Here is a 19,081-nt window from a genome sequence, read left to right as displayed (position 1 = left end):
ACTCTTCTCCCGGCTCGGTCAACTGTTCGGCAAGAAAAAGAAGAAGGCCGATTCGTCGATCTACCCGATGTTCTGATTCCCGCACGCCCTGGGCGTGACGAGCAGGCGGCTGCACGGGCAGCCGCCCGGATTCCTGCACCCTCGAGAGGCCCGACATGTGGCGAGAGGCATATCGACTGGCGACCGATCCGGAAGCCTTTCTCGACGACCGGCGCATTCGCGCGCGGCTCGTGGGAACGGGCGCCGTCGAACCAAGCCGGCCGGCGCGAGACTGGTCCGCGCTGGCCGATGAGATTGCCGCGTGGCGCGACGCGCGACGCGACGCATGGCAGCGGCTCGCGGACGACGCGCATCGCTCGGCGGGCGACGCGGCGTTCGCCGGCGCGATCCTCGTGCAATCGGCGCCGCTGGCGTCGGTGCTGGGCGCATGGCTGCAAGGCATGAGCGCGCCCGGCGTGTTCGAGGACGACGCGCATCTGCGCATCATGGCGCTTCATGCCGGCGAAGTCGGCGTCGGCCGGCCGGAGGCATCGCGCTACGACCGCTTCAAGGCGCTGTTGCGCGACGCCGCGCTCGCCGATGTCGCGCTCGAGCCGTTCGAGCTGTCGACGGTCGCCTCGATCGATGACGAAGCGTTCCGCCTGCCCGCGCTGCTGCTCGCGATGAGCCGTCGCGCCGACGCGTTCGGCCCCGAGCTCGCGGCGGCCGATCTCGCGTTCCGCTCGCTCGGCCTCGCGCCGTGCTGGGCGGCGCTCGGCGACGCGCCGGAGCGCGCGCTCGACGTGCGGGCGCTCGACCTGCGCACGCCCGTCGGCCGCGTGGACGGGCTCGACGCGCCCGCGCAATCGCGCTGGGTGGTCGAGCAGTATGCGGCGCACGACACGGCGGCGCGCGAGCGCATCGAGCGCATGCTCGCATGGACGTTCGACGCGCTGCGCGCGTGGGACGCGTTCGTCGAGGGCGCGGCCGCACGCATGGCGTCGCCGCGGCTCGCGATGGCGCGGCTGATGCAGCAGCGCGCCCGCGAGGCGATGGTCTATCACCACGAATACAAGCTCGGCGGGCGCGTGCTGTCCGACTGGTTCAAGGATGCGCTGCGCGATCCGGAGCCGCTTGTCGACACGCTCGCGAAGAGCCGCCTCGTCGTGCCGGGCCGCGCGGAGCTCAGCCCGCTCGTGACGACGCTGATCGGCCCGGGCGGCCGGATGTTCCGCGTGTTCAGCGACGACGACCTCGCGATCATCCGTCGCTGGATCGATTCGCTGGCCGGGGCGCCGGCGGCGGTTGCCGCCGAACCGCGCGCGGCGACAACCGAACCGGAACCGGCGCTGTCGCTGGCCGTCGACGACGCGACGCTCGGCAGCGCGCCGCCGAGCCTGCGCGAGCTGTATTTCGTGCTGCAGGGGCGGGCGCTCGCGCCGCGCACGCGGCAGCTCGCCGAGCGCTATGCGCGCGACTGGCTGGCGCGCGCCGCGCGCTCGTTGCGCCGCGCCAACCGCGGGCTGCCCGCGACGTGGCGCGCGGGCGCATTGCGCGCGTGGCTGCTCGACCAGCACGATCGGCACGGGCTCGAATTCGAGCAGAGCGATCCGGCCAACCTGCCGTCGCGCGAGGAAGTCGTCGATTCGACGCTGCAGCTCGCGCCGCTCACGCTGATCGACGGCTCGTGGCTGCAGGGGTTCAGCGACTGGCGGCTCGCCGCGTCGCAGGTCGGCTTCGCGCTGTTCCAGACCTACTGGGACGAGCTCGGCAACGGCCTCTATGCGCTGAACCACCCGAAGATCTATCGCGACGGGCTGCGCGAGATGGGCATCGAACTGCCGCCGACCGGCAGCCGCGCATTCGCGCACGACCCGCGCTTTCGCGACGAGGCGTTTCGCCTGCCGGTCTACTGGCTGTGCCTCGGCAAGCTGCCGCGCACGTTCATGCCGGAGATCCTCGGGATGAACCTCGCGATGGAGCTGTCGGGGGTCGGCGGCAGCTATCGCAGCGCGCGGCGCTTCCTGCGCCACTATGGCTTCGGCACCGAGTTCGTCGATCTCCACAACACGATCGACAACGTGTCGACCGGCCATTCCGCGTGGGCGGTCGACGCGATCGACGCGTACATGCGCCAGGCGGCGGCGCAGGGCGCGGGCGCGACGTCTGCGAGCTGGGAACGGATCCGGGTCGGCTACGAGTCGCTCGCGCCGTTGCCGGATCGTCGGGAGCGATGGCTCGGCAAGCTCGGCGTGCGGCGCTGGACCCGCGTCGCGCCGGCCGCGGGCGCCGCGTCGTCCGCGTCGGACCTGTTTCACCATGCCCCGGTTGCGCGGCCCGCATGAGCGGACTGCCGACCGACAATCATCGAGGCCGTGTGATGTCACTTGTCAACGTACACAACGAATGGGACCCGCTGGAGGAGATGATCGTCGGGATCGCGGACGGCGCGCAGGTGCCGCGCCCCGATCCGGGCCTCTACGCGCTCGACTATGCCGAGCATCACGCGCGCGCCGACGAGATTCCTTCGGGCCCGTATCCGGACCAGGTGCTCGCGGAGGCGGCGGAAGACCTCGACGCGTTCGCCGAATTCCTGCGCGGGCAAGGGGTGACGGTGCGCCGCCCGGAGCCGACCGATCATACGGCTACGTTCGGCACGCCCGACTGGCGCACGGACGGCGAATACAACTACTGTCCGCGCGACGTGCTGCTGCCGATCGGCGACACGATCATCGAGGCGCCGATGGCGCTGCGCAGCCGCTATTTCGAGTCGCACGCGTACCGCTCGCACCTGCTCGACTATTTCGCGAGCGGCGCGCAGTGGATCGCGGCGCCGCGTCCGCGCCTGCGCGACGCGACGTACCGTGCGAATCCGGCCGACGGCCGGATCCTCGCGAACCTCGAGCCGGTGTTCGACGCGGCGAACGTGATCCGGATGGGCCGCGACATCCTGTACCTCGTGTCGAGGAGCGGCAATCGCCTCGGCCTCGAATGGCTGCAGCGCACGCTCGGCGACGGCTACCGCGTGCACGCGATCGAGGGGCTGTACGACGGCACGCACATCGACACGACGATCACGCTCGTGCGGCCCGGTCTCGTCGTGCTGAATCCCGAGCGGATCGCGCGCGCGCAGGTGCCGGAGATCTTCCGCAACTGGGAGGTGATCTGGTGTCCGGAGATGGTCGACACGGGCTATTGCTGGTCGTATCCGCGCGCGTCGATCTGGCAGGGGATGAATTTCATCATGGTCAACCCGTCGCTCGCGGTCGTGAACGATCGGCAGCTGCCGCTGATCCGCGCGCTGGAGAAGCATCGCGTCGACGTCGCGCCGCTGGGCATGCGCCATGCGCGCAGCCTGAGCGGCGGGTTCCACTGCGTGTCGGTGGACATCCGCCGGCGCGGCGGCCTCGAAGACTATCGCTGAACGGAGCCGCATCGCGATGGATTACCTGTCGATCATCCTGTTCGTGATCTCGACCTGCGTGACGCCCGGTCCGAACAACGTGATGCTGATGTCGTCCGGCGTGAACTTCGGCACCGCGCGGACGATGCGCCACGTGATCGGGATCAACGTCGGCTTTCCGCTGATGCTGATCGCGGTCGGGCTCGGCGCGGGCGCGGTGTTCCATCGCTATCCGTCGCTGCACGACGTGCTGCAGGTCGTCGGCGCGGTCTACATGCTGTATCTCGCGTACCGCATCGCGACCGCGCCGACCGTCGACTTCGACGCGAAGGCGGGGGCGCCGCTCGGCGTGATGCCCGCGGCGCTGTTCCAGTGGGTGAACCCGAAGGCGTGGGTGATGGCCGTCGGTGCGGTGCTGACGTATGCGTCGACCTCGGGCACGTATGCGTTCGACGTGCTCGTGATCGCGCTGCTGTTCTGCGTGTTCGGCTCGCCCTGCTCGATGGTGTGGGTGTTCTTCGGGACGTTCCTGCGGCGCTACCTGGCGAAGCCGCGCGCGCTGCGCGCGTTCAACGTCGCGATGAGCGTGCTGCTTGTTGTCTCGCTGGTGCCGGCGCTGCACGGCCTCGTCGCGAAGGGACGCGGCGACGCGGCCGCCCACGCGCCGGACCGGCCCGTCGCCGGGCATGTCGCGGCGGCGCACGACCGTCTGTCGTAGCGCCGCCCGCCGCGCCCGCGCATTTCCAAGTCAAACAACCGACAATCCGACAGTCACTTCGACATGGCCAACCACATACTCGGCATCTCGGCGTTTTATCACGACAGCGCAGCCGCGCTGATCCGGGACGGCGTGCCTATCGCGGCCGCCCAGGAGGAGCGCTTCACGCGGGTGCGCCACGATTCGGCGTTTCCCGCGAATGCGATCCGCTACTGTCTCGACGCGGCGGGCATCCGTCTAGACGACCTGACGGCGATCGTCTACTACGAGGACCCGAAGGAGAAGTTCTCGCGCGTCATGTCGTCGTTCGCGAGCGCGGGCACGGGCGGCGCGCGCGCGTTCGCGCGCACGATCCCCGAGTGGCTGCGCTGGAAGCGCCGCGTGCTCGAGCATGTCGACCAGGAGATCGCGCAGCTCGGTCTCGGACATGCGCCGAAGGTGATCGCATCGCAGCATCACCGCTCGCACGCGGCGGCGGCGTTCCTCCCGTCGCCGTTCGAGCGCGCAGCCGTGCTGTGCATCGACGGCATCGGCGAATGGCACTCGACGACCGTGTGGCGCGGCGACGGCACGTCGCTGCGCCTGCTGAATTCGATCTCGTATCCGCACTCGGTCGGGCTGTTCTATTCGGCGTTCACGTACTACTGCGGCTTCAAGGTCGATTCCGGCGAATACAAGCTGATGGGCCTCGCGCCGTATGGCGACCCGATCTACGCGGACACGATCCGCGACGAGCTGATCAACATCCGCCCCGACGGCTCGTTCACGCTGAACATGCGCTACTTCGAATACCTGAAGGGCGAGCGGATGGTCGGCGAGGCGTTCGAGCGGCTGTTCGGCGCGCCGATCCGCCGGCCCGAGAGCCCGATTTCTCAGCGCGACTGCGATCTGGCGGCATCGGTGCAGAAGGTGACCGAGGAGGTGGTGCTCGGGCTCGCGCGCGCCGCCGTTGAGCAGGCCGGCGAGCGCAACCTGTGCCTCGCGGGCGGCGTCGCGCTCAACTGCGTCGCGAACGGCGTGCTGAGCCGCTCGGGCGAATTCGACGCGCTGTGGATCCAGCCCGCCGCCGGCGATGCCGGCTGCGCGCTCGGCGCAGCGATGGACGTCGCCGCGAAGCTCGACGGCCGGCCGCACGTCGGCAGCGGTCGTGCGGACGCGATGAGCGGCGCGCTGCTCGGCCCGCGCTTCGACGACGACGAGATCGCCGCCTTCCTCGACGGCCAAGGCTATCGCTACACGCGCCTTGAAGGGGACGCGCTGTTCGACGAGGTCGCGCGTCATCTCGCGGACGGCGCGGTGGTCGGCTGGTTCCAGGACCGCATGGAATTCGGGCCGCGCGCGCTGGGCGCGCGATCGATCATCGGCGATCCGCGCGACACGACCATGCAGCGCAAGATGAACCTCAAGATCAAGCACCGCGAATCGTTCCGGCCGTTCGCGCCTGCCGTGCTGCTCGAGGATGCGACGCGCTACTTCGACATCCGCGAGGAGAGCCCGTACATGCTGATCGTGTCCGAGGTCGCGGACGCGATCAAGACCGAACAGTCGCGCAGCCCGGGTGGACCGAATCGCGGGCTCGGCAGCATCAACGACGTGCGCTCGACGCTGCCCGCGATCACGCACGTGGACCTGTCGGCGCGCGTGCAGACGGTGACCGACGAGAGCAATCCCGCGTTCGCGCGCCTGTTGCGCGCGTTCAAGCGCCGCACCGGCTGCCCGGTGCTCGTCAACACGTCGTTCAACGTGCGCGGCGAGCCGATCGTGTGCCGGCCGGAGGAGGCGTACGCGTGCTTCATGCGTACCGAGATGGACGTGCTGGTGCTCGGCTCGCACGTGCTCGTGCGCGCGGACCAGCCGGCGTTCGAAGAAGAGACCGACTGGCGCGAGGCGATTCCGCTCGACTGACGCCAGCCCAAGGAGACGACCATGCTGCTCAAGACCCTGTCCTTTCTGCTTTACCTGCTCGTGCTCGTGCCGATCGGGTGGCTGCGCCGGATCGGCAACCACTCGCGCTTCAGCCCGGGTTTCCATCGCGCGCCCACGTCGTGGGACCGCACCTGATCACGCACGTCACGGAACAACGCACATGTCAGCAGTCATCTACAAGAACCTGAATGCCGCGCCGATCGTCGCGACGGGCGGCGCGGGCGTCTGGATCGAGGACGCCGCCGGCAAGCGCTATCTCGACACTTGCGGCGGCGTCGCGGTGTCGAGTCTCGGGCACGCGCATCCGCGCATCGTCGCGGCGATGGAGCGCGAGGCGCGCAAGATCGCGTGGGCGCACGCGGGCAGCTTCACGACGCCCGCCGCCGAGGAGCTGGCCGAGCGGCTCGTCGCCGCGTCGAACGGGCTCGCGAAGGCGCAGTTCCTGTCCGGCGGCTCGGAGGTGATGGAGCTCGCGATGAAGATCGCGTACCAGTACCAGTGCGAGCGCGGCAAGGCGTCGAAGCAGACGTTCATCGCGCGCCGCCAGGGCTATCACGGCAGCACGCTCGGCACCCTCGCGGTGTCCGGCAATCCGCAGCGGCGCTCGGTGTTCGAGCCGCTGCTGCCGCCCGCCGAGTTCGTGTCGCCGTGCTACGCGTACCGCCACCAGCGCGCGGACGAGAGCGACGACGCGTACACGACGCGTCTCGCCCGCGAGCTCGACGACAAGATCCGCGCGCTCGGCGCGGAGAACGTCTGCGCGTTCGTCGCGGAGACGGTGGTCGGCTCCACGAACGGCGCGGTTCCGGCGGTGCCGGGCTATCTGAAGAAGATCCGCGAGGTATGCGACCGGCACGACGTGCTGCTGCTGCTCGACGAGGTGATGGCCGGCATGGGCCGCACGGGGCCGCTCTTCGCGTATCTCGACGACGGCATCGTGCCGGACCTCGTCGCGGTCGGCAAAGGGCTGGCGGCGGGCTACCAGCCGATCGCGGCGGTGCTGACGAACGCGGCGATCCACGACGCGATCGCGCACGGCACCGGCGTGCTCGGCAACGGCCAGACCCATGTGAACCATCCGTTCGCCTGCGCGGTCGCGCTGGAAGTGCAGCGCACGATCGAGGAGGAGCAGCTGCTCGACGCGGTGCGCTCGCGCGGCGAGCAACTGCGCGCGCGGCTGCGCGAACGGTTCGCCGACGTCGAGAGCGTCGGCGACGTGCGCGGCAGGGGGCTGTTCGTCGGCGTCGAGTTCGTCGACGACCGCACGACGAAGGCGCCGTTCAGCGGCGGTGGCGCGTTCGCCGCGCGGCTGAAGCGCGAGGCGCTCGAGCGCGGCCTGCTGATCTACCCGGGGTCCGGGACGGCGGACGGCGTGCGCGGCAATCACGTGCTGTTCGCGCCGCCCTTCATCGCGACCGAGCGTGACATCGACGAGATGGTCGAGCGCTTCGCGAGCGTCGTGCATGCGTGCGCGGCCGCGCAACCGGCATGAGGCGCGGTCTGCACGGAGGGTTCGCGCGCCCAACGGGAGACGACGCGATGAAACTGCAAGCGGATGAACTGGACGGATGGGTGCTGGAGCACGCGGATTTCGAGCGCCTGCCGTCACACGGCTACCTGTTCTACTCGAATCGGCGCTGCTACGTGTGCTATCCGGCGAGCGGCGCACGGCGGATGCGCGACGTGCTGCCGCGCGTCGTCGACCTGCTCGCGCGGGGCGGCGACGGCGCGTGCCGGCTGCGCGTCCTGCTGACGCTCGCCGGGACGGAGGGCGCATGATGCATGCCGAACCGTTGATCGTCACGCCGGCCCGCGCGTTGCCGCGCGTTGCGCCGGCACGGCGCGCGGACGACGCGTGGGCGCTCGTCAACACGCTCGTGTTCGATAGCCGCGACCACGTGCTGCGCCAGGCGGACGTCGAGATCGCGGCGGGCGAGATCGTCGCGGTCGTGCCGGCGGGCGCCTCGCGCGCGCCGCGGCGGGTCGACGCGAGCGGGCTGCTGTGCGCGCCAGGGCTTGCCGGCGTGTTCTCCGCGCCGGATGGCGCGGGGGCGGACGCGCTGCCGGGCGATGCGCTGTCGCGTTCGCTGGCGCGCGGCGTCACGCTGGCCGGCTGCTTCACGGCCGACGCCGCGAGCGACATCCCGCGTGCGGCGCGGATCGGTGCGCGCGTCGTGCTGTTCGCGGCGCTTGCCGACCGCTGGGTCGGGCCGGACGACGGCCCGGCGATCCGCAGTGTCGACGGCAGCCTGCTCGAATACGTACGCGCGGCGCAGGCTGCCGAGGAAGCCTGCGCGCGCGTGATCGTCGCGCCGGCGATCGGTTCGCAGCTCGCGGCGTCGCCGCGCCTCGTGCTCGCCCTGCATGAGGTGGCGCGCCGGCGCAGGCGCCGCTTCGCGGTGCGCATCGACGGCGGCGGCGCATACGCGACGCAGTTTCGCGACGCGTACGGGTGCTCCGGCGTTGCGTTGCTGCGCAGCCTCGACGCGCTCGATGCGCATCTGCTCGCGTATCCGGCCGCGCCGCTCGGGAGCCACGAGCGCAGCCTGTTGCGCGCGAGCGGCGCGCACGTCGTCGGCGCCACGCCGACGCAGGGCGGCGAGATCGCCGCGCTTGCGTGGCCGGCCACCGACGCCGGCTTCGATGCCTGGCTCGACGCGCGGCGCCACGAACGCCGGGCCGCACGGGCCGCGTGGCGCGCGCGGGACGCGGCGGCCGAGCTGGTCGACATCCTGACGTGGAAGGGCGCGCGTGCGCTCGGGCTGGCCGACGCCGGCCGCGTCGCCACCGGCCAGCGCGCCGACCTGCTGCTGTACGACCGGCCGCCCGCTGCGCGCGAACGCCCGGCCGCGTTCGACGCCGCGGCGTTTCTCGAGCTGGTCGCGCACGCGCGCCCGGCCGCCGTGCTCGTCGACGGCGAGTGGGCGGCCGGTGCGCGGTTGCCCGCCGCGCATGCGCGCGGCGAGCCGTCCGCCGGCGATTTCGCGATCCGCTTCGCGCGCTGATTGTTTTTTCCACCGTTTGAGGGAGGGTGTCCGATGTCGAACGAACCGTGCCGGGACAAGGTCCTGCTGTCTGTCTGCACGATGAACTGGTGCGACCTGGGCGTCGAATTTGCGAAGACCGTGTTCTCGAACCTCGAGGTGTTCTGCTGGGATCCGGGCGATCCGTATCCGCATCACCTGCATGACTGGGAAGGCGACTGGATCATCTCGTACCGGGGCGACTTCATCTTCCCGAAGGAGATCTACGCGCAGGCGCGCAAGGGCGCGATCAACTTCCATCCGGCGCCGCCGAAGTATCGCGGGCTCGGCAGCCAGCACTACGCGATCTACTACGGCGACGAGACCTACGGCTCGACCTGCCACCACCTCGCGCCGTCGGTGGACAGCGGGCAGATCGTCAACGTCGCGCGCTTCAACATCGCGCAGGCGGAGACCGCGTCGTCGCTCCGGCTGCACGTCGGCGCGTATTGCCTGCAGCAGTTCATCGAACTCGTCACGGACTACATCCTGCCCGACCGGCCGCTGCCGCAGTCGACCGAGCGCTGGGGCGAGCGCCTGTACCGGCAGGGCGAGCTGCAGGGATGGATGGACAAGATCCGGCAGGAAGAACCCGATCACCGTTGTTTCAGATAAGCATGGCGGCGCGCGGCGAGGCGGCCGCGCGCCCGGACCGGCACAGGATATCCAGATGAATCTCGCTCACTTCTCCAACTTCGGCGTCGCGTTCGCCGTCTACCTGATCGGCACGGCGACGCCGGGTCCGGGCAACCTGTCGATCGCCAACGCGTCGCTCAACTACGGACGCACGCCCGGCCTGGCGATGGCGGCCGGCGTGATCTCCGGCTCGCTCTGTTGGGGCGTGACGGCGGCGGCCGGCGTGTCCGCGATGCTGCTGTCGTACCGGCCGCTGCTCACGTGGCTCAAGATCCTCGGCGCCTGCTACCTGCTGTGGCTCGCGTACAAGGCGGTGCGCACCGCGTACTCGTCGCGCGATCCGCTGAAGGCCGGCGCGCAGGCGCGGCGCGGCAGCCTGGCGGTGTTCTATCTGCAGGGGCTCGGCATCCACCTGACCAACCCGAAGGCGATTCTGACGTGGCTGACCGTGACGACGCTCGGGCTGTCGGCGAACTCGCCGGCGTGGACGAGCTTCGTGCTCGTCGCCGGTTGCGCGATGCTCGGCTTCGTCGTGTTCACGACGTATGCGCTCGCGTTTTCGACGCATTCCGCGGGGCCGTTCTTCACGCGCACGCGCAAGCCCTTCGGTCTCTTCTGCGGGCTGTTCTACTGCGTGCTCGCGGCGGGCTTCATCCGCTCGCTTGCGTAGCGCTTTCGGCGGATCGACGCGGAGCGGCGCGTGAGGCATCTTCAGAGCAGCGATCCGACGATCGCTTTCCAGCTATGGCTCGAACGGACGCGCCAGGACAACTGCCTGCACTTGACGATCGCGCTCAATTACCTGAGCGAGGCCGTGTTCGAGGCGCAGTTCGTCGCGGCGACCGGCTGCCTCGCGTGGCGCGCGACGCCTGCGGACGGGCGCGAGCCGGATGACCCGCGCTCGGTCGTCGATACCGTGCAGCAAGTCGCGACCCGGCGCGCGTGCCGGCTGTTCGGCGCCGAGTATGCGAACGCGCTGCCGATGTCCGGCTCGCAGGCGAGCGTCGTGGTCCAGCACGCGACGCTGCGTTGCGGCGACGCGGTGCTGGATGTGTCGGCCGCGCTCGGCCGGCCGACGCTGCGGATCTCGCGCGTGAACGCGCTCGGGCACCTCGACCAGCTGGTCGGTTGCTGGATCGGCGACGGGCGCGGCCATGTCGATTGCGACGCGCTCGCATGGCACGTGCGGACGGTCGAGCCGCGGATGGTCCGCGTGACGGTCACCGCCGACTGGGCGCCGGCCGACTGGGCGCCGCTCGCGGTCGTCGCGCACGACGCGGGCGCGTATTTCGCCGTCGATCTCGCGCACTTCGCGGGGCCCGTCGCGGCCGGGATACTGCAGTCGCCCGTGCCGTGCGCGGACTTCGTGTCGATGGCGACGAACGGCACGCTGCGCGGGCCGCGCGGCGGGCTCGTGCTCGCGCAGGCCCGCTTCGAGCCGCTCGTCGAGCGCGCGTGCGCCGCGGGCGACGGCAATCTCGTCGCGCTCGCGACCAAGGCGGTCGCGCTGCACGAGGCGCTCGCCGAACCGTTTGGCGCGTACCAGCGGCGGATGCTCGACAACGTCCATGCGATGTCCGCAGTGCTCGTCGAGCGCGGCTTCATGACCGATTCGCGCGAATCCGGGCAGATCGTCGTTGGCGGCCTCGCGCCGCGAGGCAGCGCGGCCGACGCGCTCGAGCGGCTGGCGTCCGCGCATGTGCTCGCGGACCGGTATCGCATCTACCGGCCGGACGAGGACCAGACCGTCGACGCGGGAATCGGGGTCGGCGCGGCGGCGCTGACCGCGCGCGGACTGACGGCCGAGGATTCCGCGTACGTCGCGCACCTGATCGCCGACGTGCTCGACGCGCCGCAGCGCGACGACATCGTCGAGCGCGCGCGCGGCGAGGTGCATGAGCTTTGCCGGCAGTTTCCGGTGGGGCAGTGACGGGCGGGGCAACGCGTCGGGCCCGGTGCGAACGGCAGCCTGCCCTCGGGAGGGCCACATCGCTCAACCTGCTGCGGCCCGGAAAGAAAAACGGCCCGGGCCGCGCGGGGCGGACTCGGGCCGTCGGTGTGCGATGCGCGGGCGCGGTTATTCCGCGGCCGGTTGCAGGCGGCTGTAGCGGTTCAGGATCGGGATCATCTGCGCGTAGACCTTCGGGTTCGCCGCGACGATCTCATGACGATGCAGGAAGTCGGCTTCGCCCATGTAGTTGCCGACGAGACCGCCGGCCTCGGTGATCAGCAGGCTGCCGGCCGCCATGTCCCACACGTTGATGCCCTGCTCGAAGAAGCCGTCGAGGCGGCCGGCGGCGACGTTCGCGAGGTCGAGCGCGGCGGCGCCCGGGCGGCGCAGGCCCGTGCAGGCCTGCGTCATCTCGGTGAACAGGCGCGCGTACGCGTCGAGGCCGTCCTTCTCGCGGAACGGGAAGCCGGTGCCGATCAGCGAATCCGCCAGGCGGTCGCGGCGGCCGACGCGGATGCGGCGGTCGTTCAGGTACGCGCCGCGGCCGCGCGTGGCGGTGAACAGGTCGTTTTTATTGGGGTCGTAGACGACGGCCTGCGTGACGACGCCCTTGTGCGCGAGCGCGATCGATACGCAGTAGTACGGGAAGCCGTGGATGAAGTTGGTCGTGCCGTCGAGCGGATCGATGATCCACTGGAATTCGGATTCGTTGTCGGATTCGCCCGATTCTTCCGCGAGGATCGCGTGATCGGGGTAGGCGGTCTTCAGCGTCTCGATGATCGCGTCTTCGGCGGCCTTGTCCACTTCGGTGACGAAGTCGTTCTGCTGCTTCTTGCGAATCTCGATCAGGTCGAGATCGAGGGATGCGCGGTTGATGATCTGTCCGGCGCGGCGCGCAGCCTTGACAGCAATGTTGAGCATGGGATGCATGAGCCTGGATCCTGTAGCCGGCGGCAGGAGGCCGCCACGAAAGTGGAACAACCCGCCCGCAACGGCGCAGGCGCGCGTGGGCGAGGTGAGACGCGAATTGACAAAGAGCGGGCACGACCCGCGCCGCCTGGGCGGCGCGTAAAGGCATGATTTTACCCGACTTTCGGTCCGTTTAGGCGACGGAAGTGCGGGGAAACCCCACTGGCCGTCCGGACAGGTGGGTTTGGCCGGGCGTAAGCGATACCATACGGCCATTCTGATTATCGAGTCGTACCGTGCTGGAAACCTTGCAGAACATCGTCGCGCCGTCCGCATCCGGCGCGGCGCAGCCGTCGGGGCCGCTGAGCGGCGGCTTTACGTCGACCCGCTTCGTGCTCGTCGAGCCGAGCCATCCCGGCAACGTCGGCGCCGCCGCGCGCGCGCTGAAGACGATGGGCTTCTCGCGGCTCGTGCTCGTCGCGCCGCGCGTGCCGCACGTGCAGAGCGACCCCGAGGCGATCGCGATGGCGAGCGGCGCGGACGACGTGCTCGCGTCCGCGCACGTCGTGCCGACGCTCGGCGACGCGCTGTCCGGCGTCCACTGGTCGATCGCGCTGACCGCGCGCTCGCGCGAGTACGGCCCGCCGCGGCTCGCGCCGCGCGCGGCCGCCGAGCAGGCCTGCGCGCAGGTCGGCACGGGCGACATCGCGCTCGTGTTCGGCAACGAGCGCACCGGCCTCGCGAACGAGCACGTCGAGCAGTGCAGCGTGCTCGCGCATATCCCGGCGAACCCGGCCTACAGCTCGCTCAACCTTGCGCAGGCGGTGCAGGTGCTGGCCTACGAGCTGCGGATCGCGTTCCTCGAGCACGCGAACGCGCCGCTGCCGCTGCCGCAGCCGGAAGCCGGCACGCTCGCGCAGAGCGACGAGATCGAGCGGATGTACGTGCACCTTGAGAACGCGCTGATCGCGCTCGATTTTCTCGATCCGCGCAATCCGAAGAAACTGATGCCGCGGCTGCGGCGCCTGTTTGCGCGCACCGGGCTGGAGCGGGAGGAGGTGAACATCCTGCGCGGCATCGCGAAGCACATCCTGCTGAAATCGCGCACGCCGGACGGCGACGCCTGACGCGCCGCGGGGCCGCGGCGCGAATACCCGCGCCGGCGCCGGGGGAAATGTTCGGCGTCGTGCGGACGCGCGCGACTCGCCCTAAAATCGCCGAACGTCATATACAAAGCAGCCGGCGCGATAAAGCCGGCCATTGCCGGCGGTGCGCGCCGGCCCTTTCCCCAGATCAGATCATGTTCACGAGACTGCGCGAAGACGTTGCGACGATTCGCGAGCGGGACCCCGCCGCTCGCAGTGCCTGGGAAGTGCTGACCTGTTATCCGGGGCTGCATGCGCTGACGCTGCACCGCTTCGCGCACGCGTGCTGGCGCGCGCGGCGCTACTGGGTCGCGCGTTTCGCGTCGCAGGTCGGCCGGTTCCTGACCGGCATCGAGATCCACCCCGGCGCGACGATCGGCCGGCGCGTGTTCATCGATCACGGGATGGGCGTCGTGATCGGCGAGACGGCGATCGTCGGCGACGACTGCACGATCTACCAGGGCGTGACGTTGGGCGGCACGTCGCTCACGCGCGGCGCGAAGCGTCACCCGACGCTGGAGGCTGGCGTGATCGTTGGCGCGGGCGCGAAAGTGCTCGGCGGTTTCACGATCGGCGCGGGCGCGAAGATCGGCTCGAATGCGGTGGTCGTGAAGCCGGTGCCCGCGGGCGGCACGGCGGTCGGCAACCCGGCGCGCGTCGTGATGCCGGCGCAGCCGAAGCCGCAACCCGAGCGCGCGGCGTTCTGCGCGTACGGCATCACGCCGAATGCGGACGATCCGATGTCGCTCGCGATTCACGGGCTGATCGATCACGCGGCGAAGGAAAGCCGGCGCGTGGACGAGATCGTCGCTGCGCTCGAGCGGCTCGGCGCGCATCTGGAAACGCTGCAGGGCGCCGATGCGGCGCGCCTCGACCTGCGCCGCCTGTCGGCGGTGCTGGAAGGCAAGGCGGTCGAGCGCCAGTCCTGAGCGGTGGGGGTGGCGCGGCGCGGCCGCTGTCGTGCGGCGGCCTGCCGGGCTGCGGTAGTCAGTCGAGCGGCACCGCGTGGATGCCTTCGGCGTCGGCGCGCAGATAGCCGCCGCGCGGCATCCCGTGATCGAGATCCCAGTCCGGCAGCACCCAGCGCACGCCGTTGGGTTCGAGATGGCGCGCGGGGCGATGCGTATGGCCGTGGATCATCACGCTCGCGCGGCTCTTCCTGAACAGTGCGGCGACGCCTTCGCGCGTGACGTCGTAGATCGGCGACGCGGGGCGCATCCGGCCGGCTTCGCTCTTCGCGCGCATGCGTTCCGCGAGCGCGCGGCGCCAGCGAAACGGCCACACGAGAAACAGCCACTGTGCGAGGCGGTTGCGCGCGAAGCGCCGGAACACCTGGTAGCCGACGTCGGCCGTGCACTGCGCGTCGCCGTGCGCGAGCACGATGCGCTGGCCGAACGCCATGACCAGCGCCGGATCGGGCAGCAGCATCGCGCCGGCCGCCTTCATGAAGCGCTTGCCGAGCAGGAAGTCGCGGTTGCCGTGCATCACGTAGAGCGCGATGCCGCGCTCGGAGAACGTATGCAGCAGCGCGGCCATGCGCTTGACGAACGGATCGTCGTCGAGCATGTCGTCGCCGATCCAGTATTCGAACAGGTCGCCGAGGATGAAGACCGAATCGGCGCTGTCCGCGGTGTATCTCACGAAATGCTCGAACGCGGCGACCGTCTTCGGGATCGCGTCGCTCAGATGCAGATCGGACAGGAACAGGAACGGGCGTGCGGCCTGCGCATATTCGCGCTCGCCCGGCACGCCCGCGGAGACGCTTCGCGGCGGAGTCTCCTGCAACATCGAAGTGCCTCCGTATTCGCGCGTCAGACGACGACGGCCTTCTCGATCACGACGTCGTCGGTCGGGACGTCCTGATGGAAGCCTGCGTTGCCCGTCTTGACGGCCTTGATCTTGTCGACCACGTCCTGGCCTTCGACGACCTTGCCGAACACCGTGTAGCCCCAGCCTTGCGGCGTCGGCGACGAGTGGTTCAGGAAATCGTTGTCGTTGACGTTGATGAAGAACTGGGCGGTCGCCGAGTGCGGATCGTTGGTGCGCGCCATCGCGATCGTGTACGTGTCGTTCTTCAGGCCGTTGTTCGCCTCGTTGTCGATCGGCGCGTCCGTCGGCTTCTGCTTCAGGCCCGGCTCGAAGCCGCCGCCCTGGATCATGAAGCCGTTGATCACGCGGTGGAACACCGTGCCGTCGTAGTGGCCCTTCTTCACGTAGTTCAGGAAGTTCTCGACCGTCTTCGGTGCTTTTGCGGCGTCGAGTTCGAGCTTGATCACGCCGTGGTTCGTGTGCAGTTCAACCATGATGAATTCCTTCGATAGGGCGGTTTAAATGGCACGCGGCCGGTCGTGCGACGCGGCCGCGTGAGGCGCCGGAACGGGGTCCGGCCGGATTTACTTCGAGACGACGCTCGCCGATTCGATCACGACGGCCTGCTCCGGCACGTCACGCATCGGGCCGCGCACCGTCGTCGGCACGCCTTCGATCTTCTTCACGACGTCGAGGCCCGACACGACCTTGCCGAACACCGCATAGCCGTTGCCGTCCGGGTTCGGGTAGTCGAGGCCCGAGTTGTCCACCGTATTGATGAAGAACTGGGCGGTCGCCGAATTCGGGTCGCTCGTGCGCGCCATCGCGATCGTGCCCAGCGAGTTCTTCAGACCATTGCGGCTCTCGAGCGGGATCGGCGCGCGCGTCGGCTTCTCGTCGAAGTTGGCCTTGTAGCCGCCGCCCTGGATCATGAAGCCCTTGATCACGCGATGGAAGATCGTGCCGTTGTACTGGCCGGCCTTCACGTAATCGAGGAAGTTGGCGACCGTCTTCGGCGCCTTCTCCGGATACAGCTCGACGCGAATGTCGCCCTGCGAGGTCTTCAACTGCACGACGGGGTGCGCCGTGGCCGTTTGCGCGAACGCGGGTGCGGTCGCGAGGAGGGCGGCGCCGCCAAGCGCCAGCAACAGACGTTTCATTGCGATCCTCTGGTTGGTGGGTGGAGTGCCGTGCGCCGCTTACTGAGCCGGCGCGATGTAGGGTGCCGCCAGGGCGCCGGACGGGCCGCCGAACTGGAACGTCGGCGACAGCGGCAGCGTGGTGGTGGTCACGTTCGCGGCCGCGCGGTCCGAGTACGCGCGCGTCGACGGTGCGGCGGCGCGGGCGCCCGGGGCGGCTTTAGGCGGCGTGATGATCTTCTGCAGGTCGGCGAGGCGCTGCGCGGTCGGGCCGCTCGTGCGGCCGAGCGCTTGCGCGCGCTTGTACGATTCGGCCGCAAGACGCAGGTACAGGTCGCCGAGATTCTCGTACGCGAGCGTGTAGCTCGGGTTGGTCTGGGTCGCAGTGACGAGCGCCGAGCGCGCTTCGTCGTAGCGGCCGTGCTTCGCATAGAGCGCCGCGAGGTTGTTGTACGGCTCGGGCAGTTCGGGGTAGGCCTGGGTGATCGCGACGAACTGCTGGATCGCGTCGTCGTCGCGGTTCAGGCGCGCGAGCACGGTGCCGCGCTTGAACTGGGCCTGCACGTCGTGCGGGTTCGCGGCGATGCGCGCGTCGAGCTGCGCGAGCGCCTGTTTCCATTGCTTGCCGGCGATCGACGAGTCGATCTCGGGGGTGCCGTCGGCGGTGGGCGGGCCCTTCTGCGCGTGGGCCGCGGCGGCAGGCAGAAACGTCAGCGCGACGCCCATGACGGCGGTCGCAACGAGGGTCGCAGCGCTCTGCGCGCGGCCGCGGGGAGATTTCATAGGCGTAAATCGGAATGTTATACTCCGAGCCATTCTAACAAAACGTCTGCGCGTTCCGGCGAGCCGCAGACAGTCTTTCTTTTGCCTCTCGTGGCCGTCACCGCTGTGCTTGCAGCCTGACCGCTCCATGTGATATCGGGGACGCGCGGCACGATGCCGCGGCGGCTGCTCGATCGTTTCGCATGCTGGGCGAGTATCGCCATGGCGTTCCTTCGGCTCACGGTTCATCTCTATGGAATCACTGCGCATCTACAACACGCTCGCGCGTGACAAGCAAGTCTTCGTGCCGCGCCAGCCCGGCGAGGTGCGGATGTACGTATGCGGGATCACCGTCTACGACTATTGTCACGTGGGCCATGCGCGCATGCTGGTCGTGTTCGACCTCGTGCAGCGCTGGCTGCGTGCGATCGGCTACCGGGTCACGTACGTGCGCAACATCACCGACATCGACGACAAGATCATCCGCCGCGCGGTCGAGAACGGCGAGACGATCAGGTCGCTGACCGACCGCTTCATCGCCGCGATGCACGAGGACGAGGATGCGCTCGGCATCCAGCGCCCGGACATCGAGCCGCGCGCGACGCACTTCATTCCGCAGATGCTCGGGATGATCGAGACGCTCGAGTCGAACGGCTACGCGTATCAGGCGAATGACGGCGACGTCAACTATTCGGTGCGCAAGTTCGCGAACTACGGGAAGCTGTCGGGCAAGTCGCTCGACGACCTGCGCGCGGGCGAGCGCGTCGCCGCGAACGACGCGAAGGAAGACCCGCTCGATTTCGTGCTGTGGAAGCGCGCGAAGCCGGAGGATCCGGAAGGCGCGTCGTGGGATTCGAAGTACGGCGCGGGCCGGCCCGGCTGGCACATCGAGTGCTCAGCGATGGGCTGCACGCTGCTCGGCGAGCATTTCGACATCCACGGCGGCGGGCAGGACCTGCAGTTCCCGCACCACGAGAACGAGATCGCGCAGAGCGAGGGCGCGACCGGCCAGACGTTCGTCAACTACTGGATTCACAACGGTTTCGTGCAGGTCGACAACGAGAAGATGTCGAAGTCGCTCGGCAACTTCTTCACGATCCGCGACGTGCTCGAGCAGTACGATGCCGAAGTCGTGCGCTTCTTCATCGTGCGCACGCATTACCGTTCGCCGCTCAACTACAGCGACGTGCATCTCGACGATGCGCGCGCGGCGCTGACGCGGCTCTACACCGCGTTGAAGGACGTCGCGCCGGATGCGGCCGCGCTCGACTGGAACGAGCCGCACGCGCAGCGCTTCGCGGCCGCGATGAACGACGATTTCAACACGGCGCTCGCGGTGTCCGTGCTGTTCGAGCTGGCGGGCGAAGTGAACCGCACGCGCGACGCGGCGCTGGCGCGTCAGCTGAAGCAGCTGGCGGCACTGATGGGATTGCTCGGCCGCGAGCCGCGCGCGTTCCTGCAGCAGGCGGCGGGCGCCGCGCAGGAAGGCGCGCTGGCGGTCGACGAGATCGAAGCGAGGATCGCCGCGCGCGGCGCGGCGAAACGTGCGAAGGACTATGCCGAAGCGGACCGGATCCGGGCGGAACTGCTCGAAGCCGGCGTCGCGCTTGAAGACAAACCGGGCGGATCGACCGAATGGCGTCGCGTATGAGCGCGCAGCGTTCCACTGACCGATTCGTCA

General features: G+C 69.5%; 19 protein-coding genes. 14 read left to right on the top strand and 5 right to left on the bottom strand.

The window, feature by feature from the left end:
• Positions 1–155: 155 nt before the first annotated feature.
• The 11 genes from B7P44_RS11360 to B7P44_RS11315 all read left to right on the top strand — a co-directional run bounded on the left by B7P44_RS11360 (position 156) and on the right by B7P44_RS11315 (position 11,615).
• Positions 156–2,324, top strand: a complete 2,169-nt coding sequence (locus B7P44_RS11360; RefSeq protein ID WP_088511439.1) for an iron-containing redox enzyme family protein — start codon at positions 156–158, stop codon at positions 2,322–2,324.
• Positions 2,325–2,359: 35 nt separating this feature from the next.
• Positions 2,360–3,403 carry an inosamine-phosphate amidinotransferase 1 gene (locus B7P44_RS11355; RefSeq protein ID WP_084906604.1) on the top strand — a complete coding sequence of 348 codons (1,044 nt, stop codon included), beginning with the start codon at positions 2,360–2,362 and terminating at the stop codon, positions 3,401–3,403.
• Positions 3,404–3,419: 16 nt separating this feature from the next.
• Positions 3,420–4,100 carry a LysE family translocator gene (locus tag B7P44_RS11350; protein ID WP_084904007.1) on the top strand — a complete coding sequence of 227 codons (681 nt, stop codon included), beginning with the start codon at positions 3,420–3,422 and terminating at the stop codon, positions 4,098–4,100.
• Between the two features lie 63 nt (positions 4,101–4,163).
• Positions 4,164–6,005 (top strand): carbamoyltransferase family protein, encoded by a 1,842-nt coding sequence (locus B7P44_RS11345; RefSeq protein ID WP_084904004.1) that lies wholly within the window; start codon positions 4,164–4,166, stop codon positions 6,003–6,005.
• A 21-nt stretch (positions 6,006–6,026) separates the two neighbouring features.
• Positions 6,027–6,161, top strand: coding sequence for a hypothetical protein (locus B7P44_RS37720; protein ID WP_265341379.1), 135 nt, complete (start codon positions 6,027–6,029; stop codon positions 6,159–6,161).
• Between the two features lie 25 nt (positions 6,162–6,186).
• Entirely contained in the window at positions 6,187–7,518 is a 1,332-nt protein-coding gene (locus tag B7P44_RS11340) for an aspartate aminotransferase family protein (RefSeq protein WP_084904002.1), read from the top strand.
• Between the two features lie 47 nt (positions 7,519–7,565).
• Positions 7,566–7,805, top strand: coding sequence for a hypothetical protein (locus B7P44_RS11335; RefSeq protein WP_084903999.1), 240 nt, complete (start codon positions 7,566–7,568; stop codon positions 7,803–7,805).
• A complete protein-coding gene (locus tag B7P44_RS11330) occupies positions 7,802–9,031 on the top strand; it encodes an amidohydrolase family protein (protein WP_084903997.1) in 1,230 nt (409 codons plus the stop codon). The genes B7P44_RS11335 and B7P44_RS11330 overlap by 4 nt, the downstream gene beginning before the upstream one ends.
• A 33-nt stretch (positions 9,032–9,064) precedes the next feature.
• Positions 9,065–9,664 carry a formyltransferase family protein gene (locus B7P44_RS11325; protein ID WP_084903994.1) on the top strand — a complete coding sequence of 200 codons (600 nt, stop codon included), beginning with the start codon at positions 9,065–9,067 and terminating at the stop codon, positions 9,662–9,664.
• A 55-nt stretch (positions 9,665–9,719) separates the two neighbouring features.
• Positions 9,720–10,355 carry a LysE family translocator gene (locus B7P44_RS11320; protein WP_084903991.1) on the top strand — a complete coding sequence of 212 codons (636 nt, stop codon included), beginning with the start codon at positions 9,720–9,722 and terminating at the stop codon, positions 10,353–10,355.
• 30 nt (positions 10,356–10,385) lie between these two features.
• Positions 10,386–11,615, top strand: coding sequence for a hypothetical protein (locus tag B7P44_RS11315; protein WP_157721060.1), 1,230 nt, complete (start codon positions 10,386–10,388; stop codon positions 11,613–11,615).
• 147 nt (positions 11,616–11,762) lie between these two features.
• On the opposite strand, the gene B7P44_RS11310 is transcribed toward B7P44_RS11315, so the two are convergent.
• Positions 11,763–12,566 (bottom strand): inositol monophosphatase family protein, encoded by an 804-nt coding sequence (locus B7P44_RS11310; RefSeq protein ID WP_059635962.1) that lies wholly within the window; start codon positions 12,564–12,566, stop codon positions 11,763–11,765.
• A gap of 278 nt (positions 12,567–12,844) precedes the next feature.
• Between B7P44_RS11310 and B7P44_RS11305 the strand changes: the two genes are divergently transcribed.
• A complete protein-coding gene (locus B7P44_RS11305) occupies positions 12,845–13,672 on the top strand; it encodes an RNA methyltransferase (protein WP_084906602.1) in 828 nt (275 codons plus the stop codon).
• A gap of 173 nt (positions 13,673–13,845) precedes the next feature.
• The gene (gene cysE, locus B7P44_RS11300) at positions 13,846–14,619 is read left to right on the top strand and encodes a serine O-acetyltransferase (protein ID WP_084903983.1); all 774 of its coding nucleotides are present in this window, start codon (positions 13,846–13,848) and stop codon (positions 14,617–14,619) included.
• A 58-nt stretch (positions 14,620–14,677) separates the two neighbouring features.
• Here the strand turns inward: cysE and B7P44_RS11295 are convergent, their stop codons facing one another.
• The 4 genes from B7P44_RS11295 to B7P44_RS11280 all read right to left on the bottom strand — a co-directional run bounded on the left by B7P44_RS11295 (position 14,678) and on the right by B7P44_RS11280 (position 17,421).
• Positions 14,678–15,478 (bottom strand): UDP-2,3-diacylglucosamine diphosphatase, encoded by an 801-nt coding sequence (locus B7P44_RS11295; RefSeq protein ID WP_084903980.1) that lies wholly within the window; start codon positions 15,476–15,478, stop codon positions 14,678–14,680.
• 23 nt (positions 15,479–15,501) lie between these two features.
• A complete protein-coding gene (locus B7P44_RS11290; RefSeq protein WP_084903977.1) occupies positions 15,502–15,993 on the bottom strand; it encodes a peptidylprolyl isomerase in 492 nt (163 codons plus the stop codon).
• 90 nt (positions 15,994–16,083) lie between these two features.
• Positions 16,084–16,659 (bottom strand): peptidylprolyl isomerase, encoded by a 576-nt coding sequence (locus B7P44_RS11285; protein ID WP_084903975.1) that lies wholly within the window; start codon positions 16,657–16,659, stop codon positions 16,084–16,086.
• A 39-nt stretch (positions 16,660–16,698) separates the two neighbouring features.
• Positions 16,699–17,421, bottom strand: coding sequence for a tetratricopeptide repeat protein (locus B7P44_RS11280; RefSeq protein WP_084903972.1), 723 nt, complete (start codon positions 17,419–17,421; stop codon positions 16,699–16,701).
• Positions 17,422–17,653: 232 nt separating this feature from the next.
• Between B7P44_RS11280 and cysS the strand changes: the two genes are divergently transcribed.
• Positions 17,654–19,051, top strand: a complete 1,398-nt coding sequence (gene cysS, locus B7P44_RS11270) for a cysteine--tRNA ligase (protein ID WP_084903969.1) — start codon at positions 17,654–17,656, stop codon at positions 19,049–19,051.
• Positions 19,052–19,081 lie beyond the last annotated feature (30 nt).

Origin of the sequence: Burkholderia ubonensis subsp. mesacidophila, assembly GCF_002097715.1 — a bacterium.
Lineage (GTDB): Bacteria > Pseudomonadota > Gammaproteobacteria > Burkholderiales > Burkholderiaceae > Burkholderia > Burkholderia mesacidophila.
Note: the sequence above shows the minus strand (reverse complement) of the source record. Positions and strands in the feature narration are given on the sequence as shown.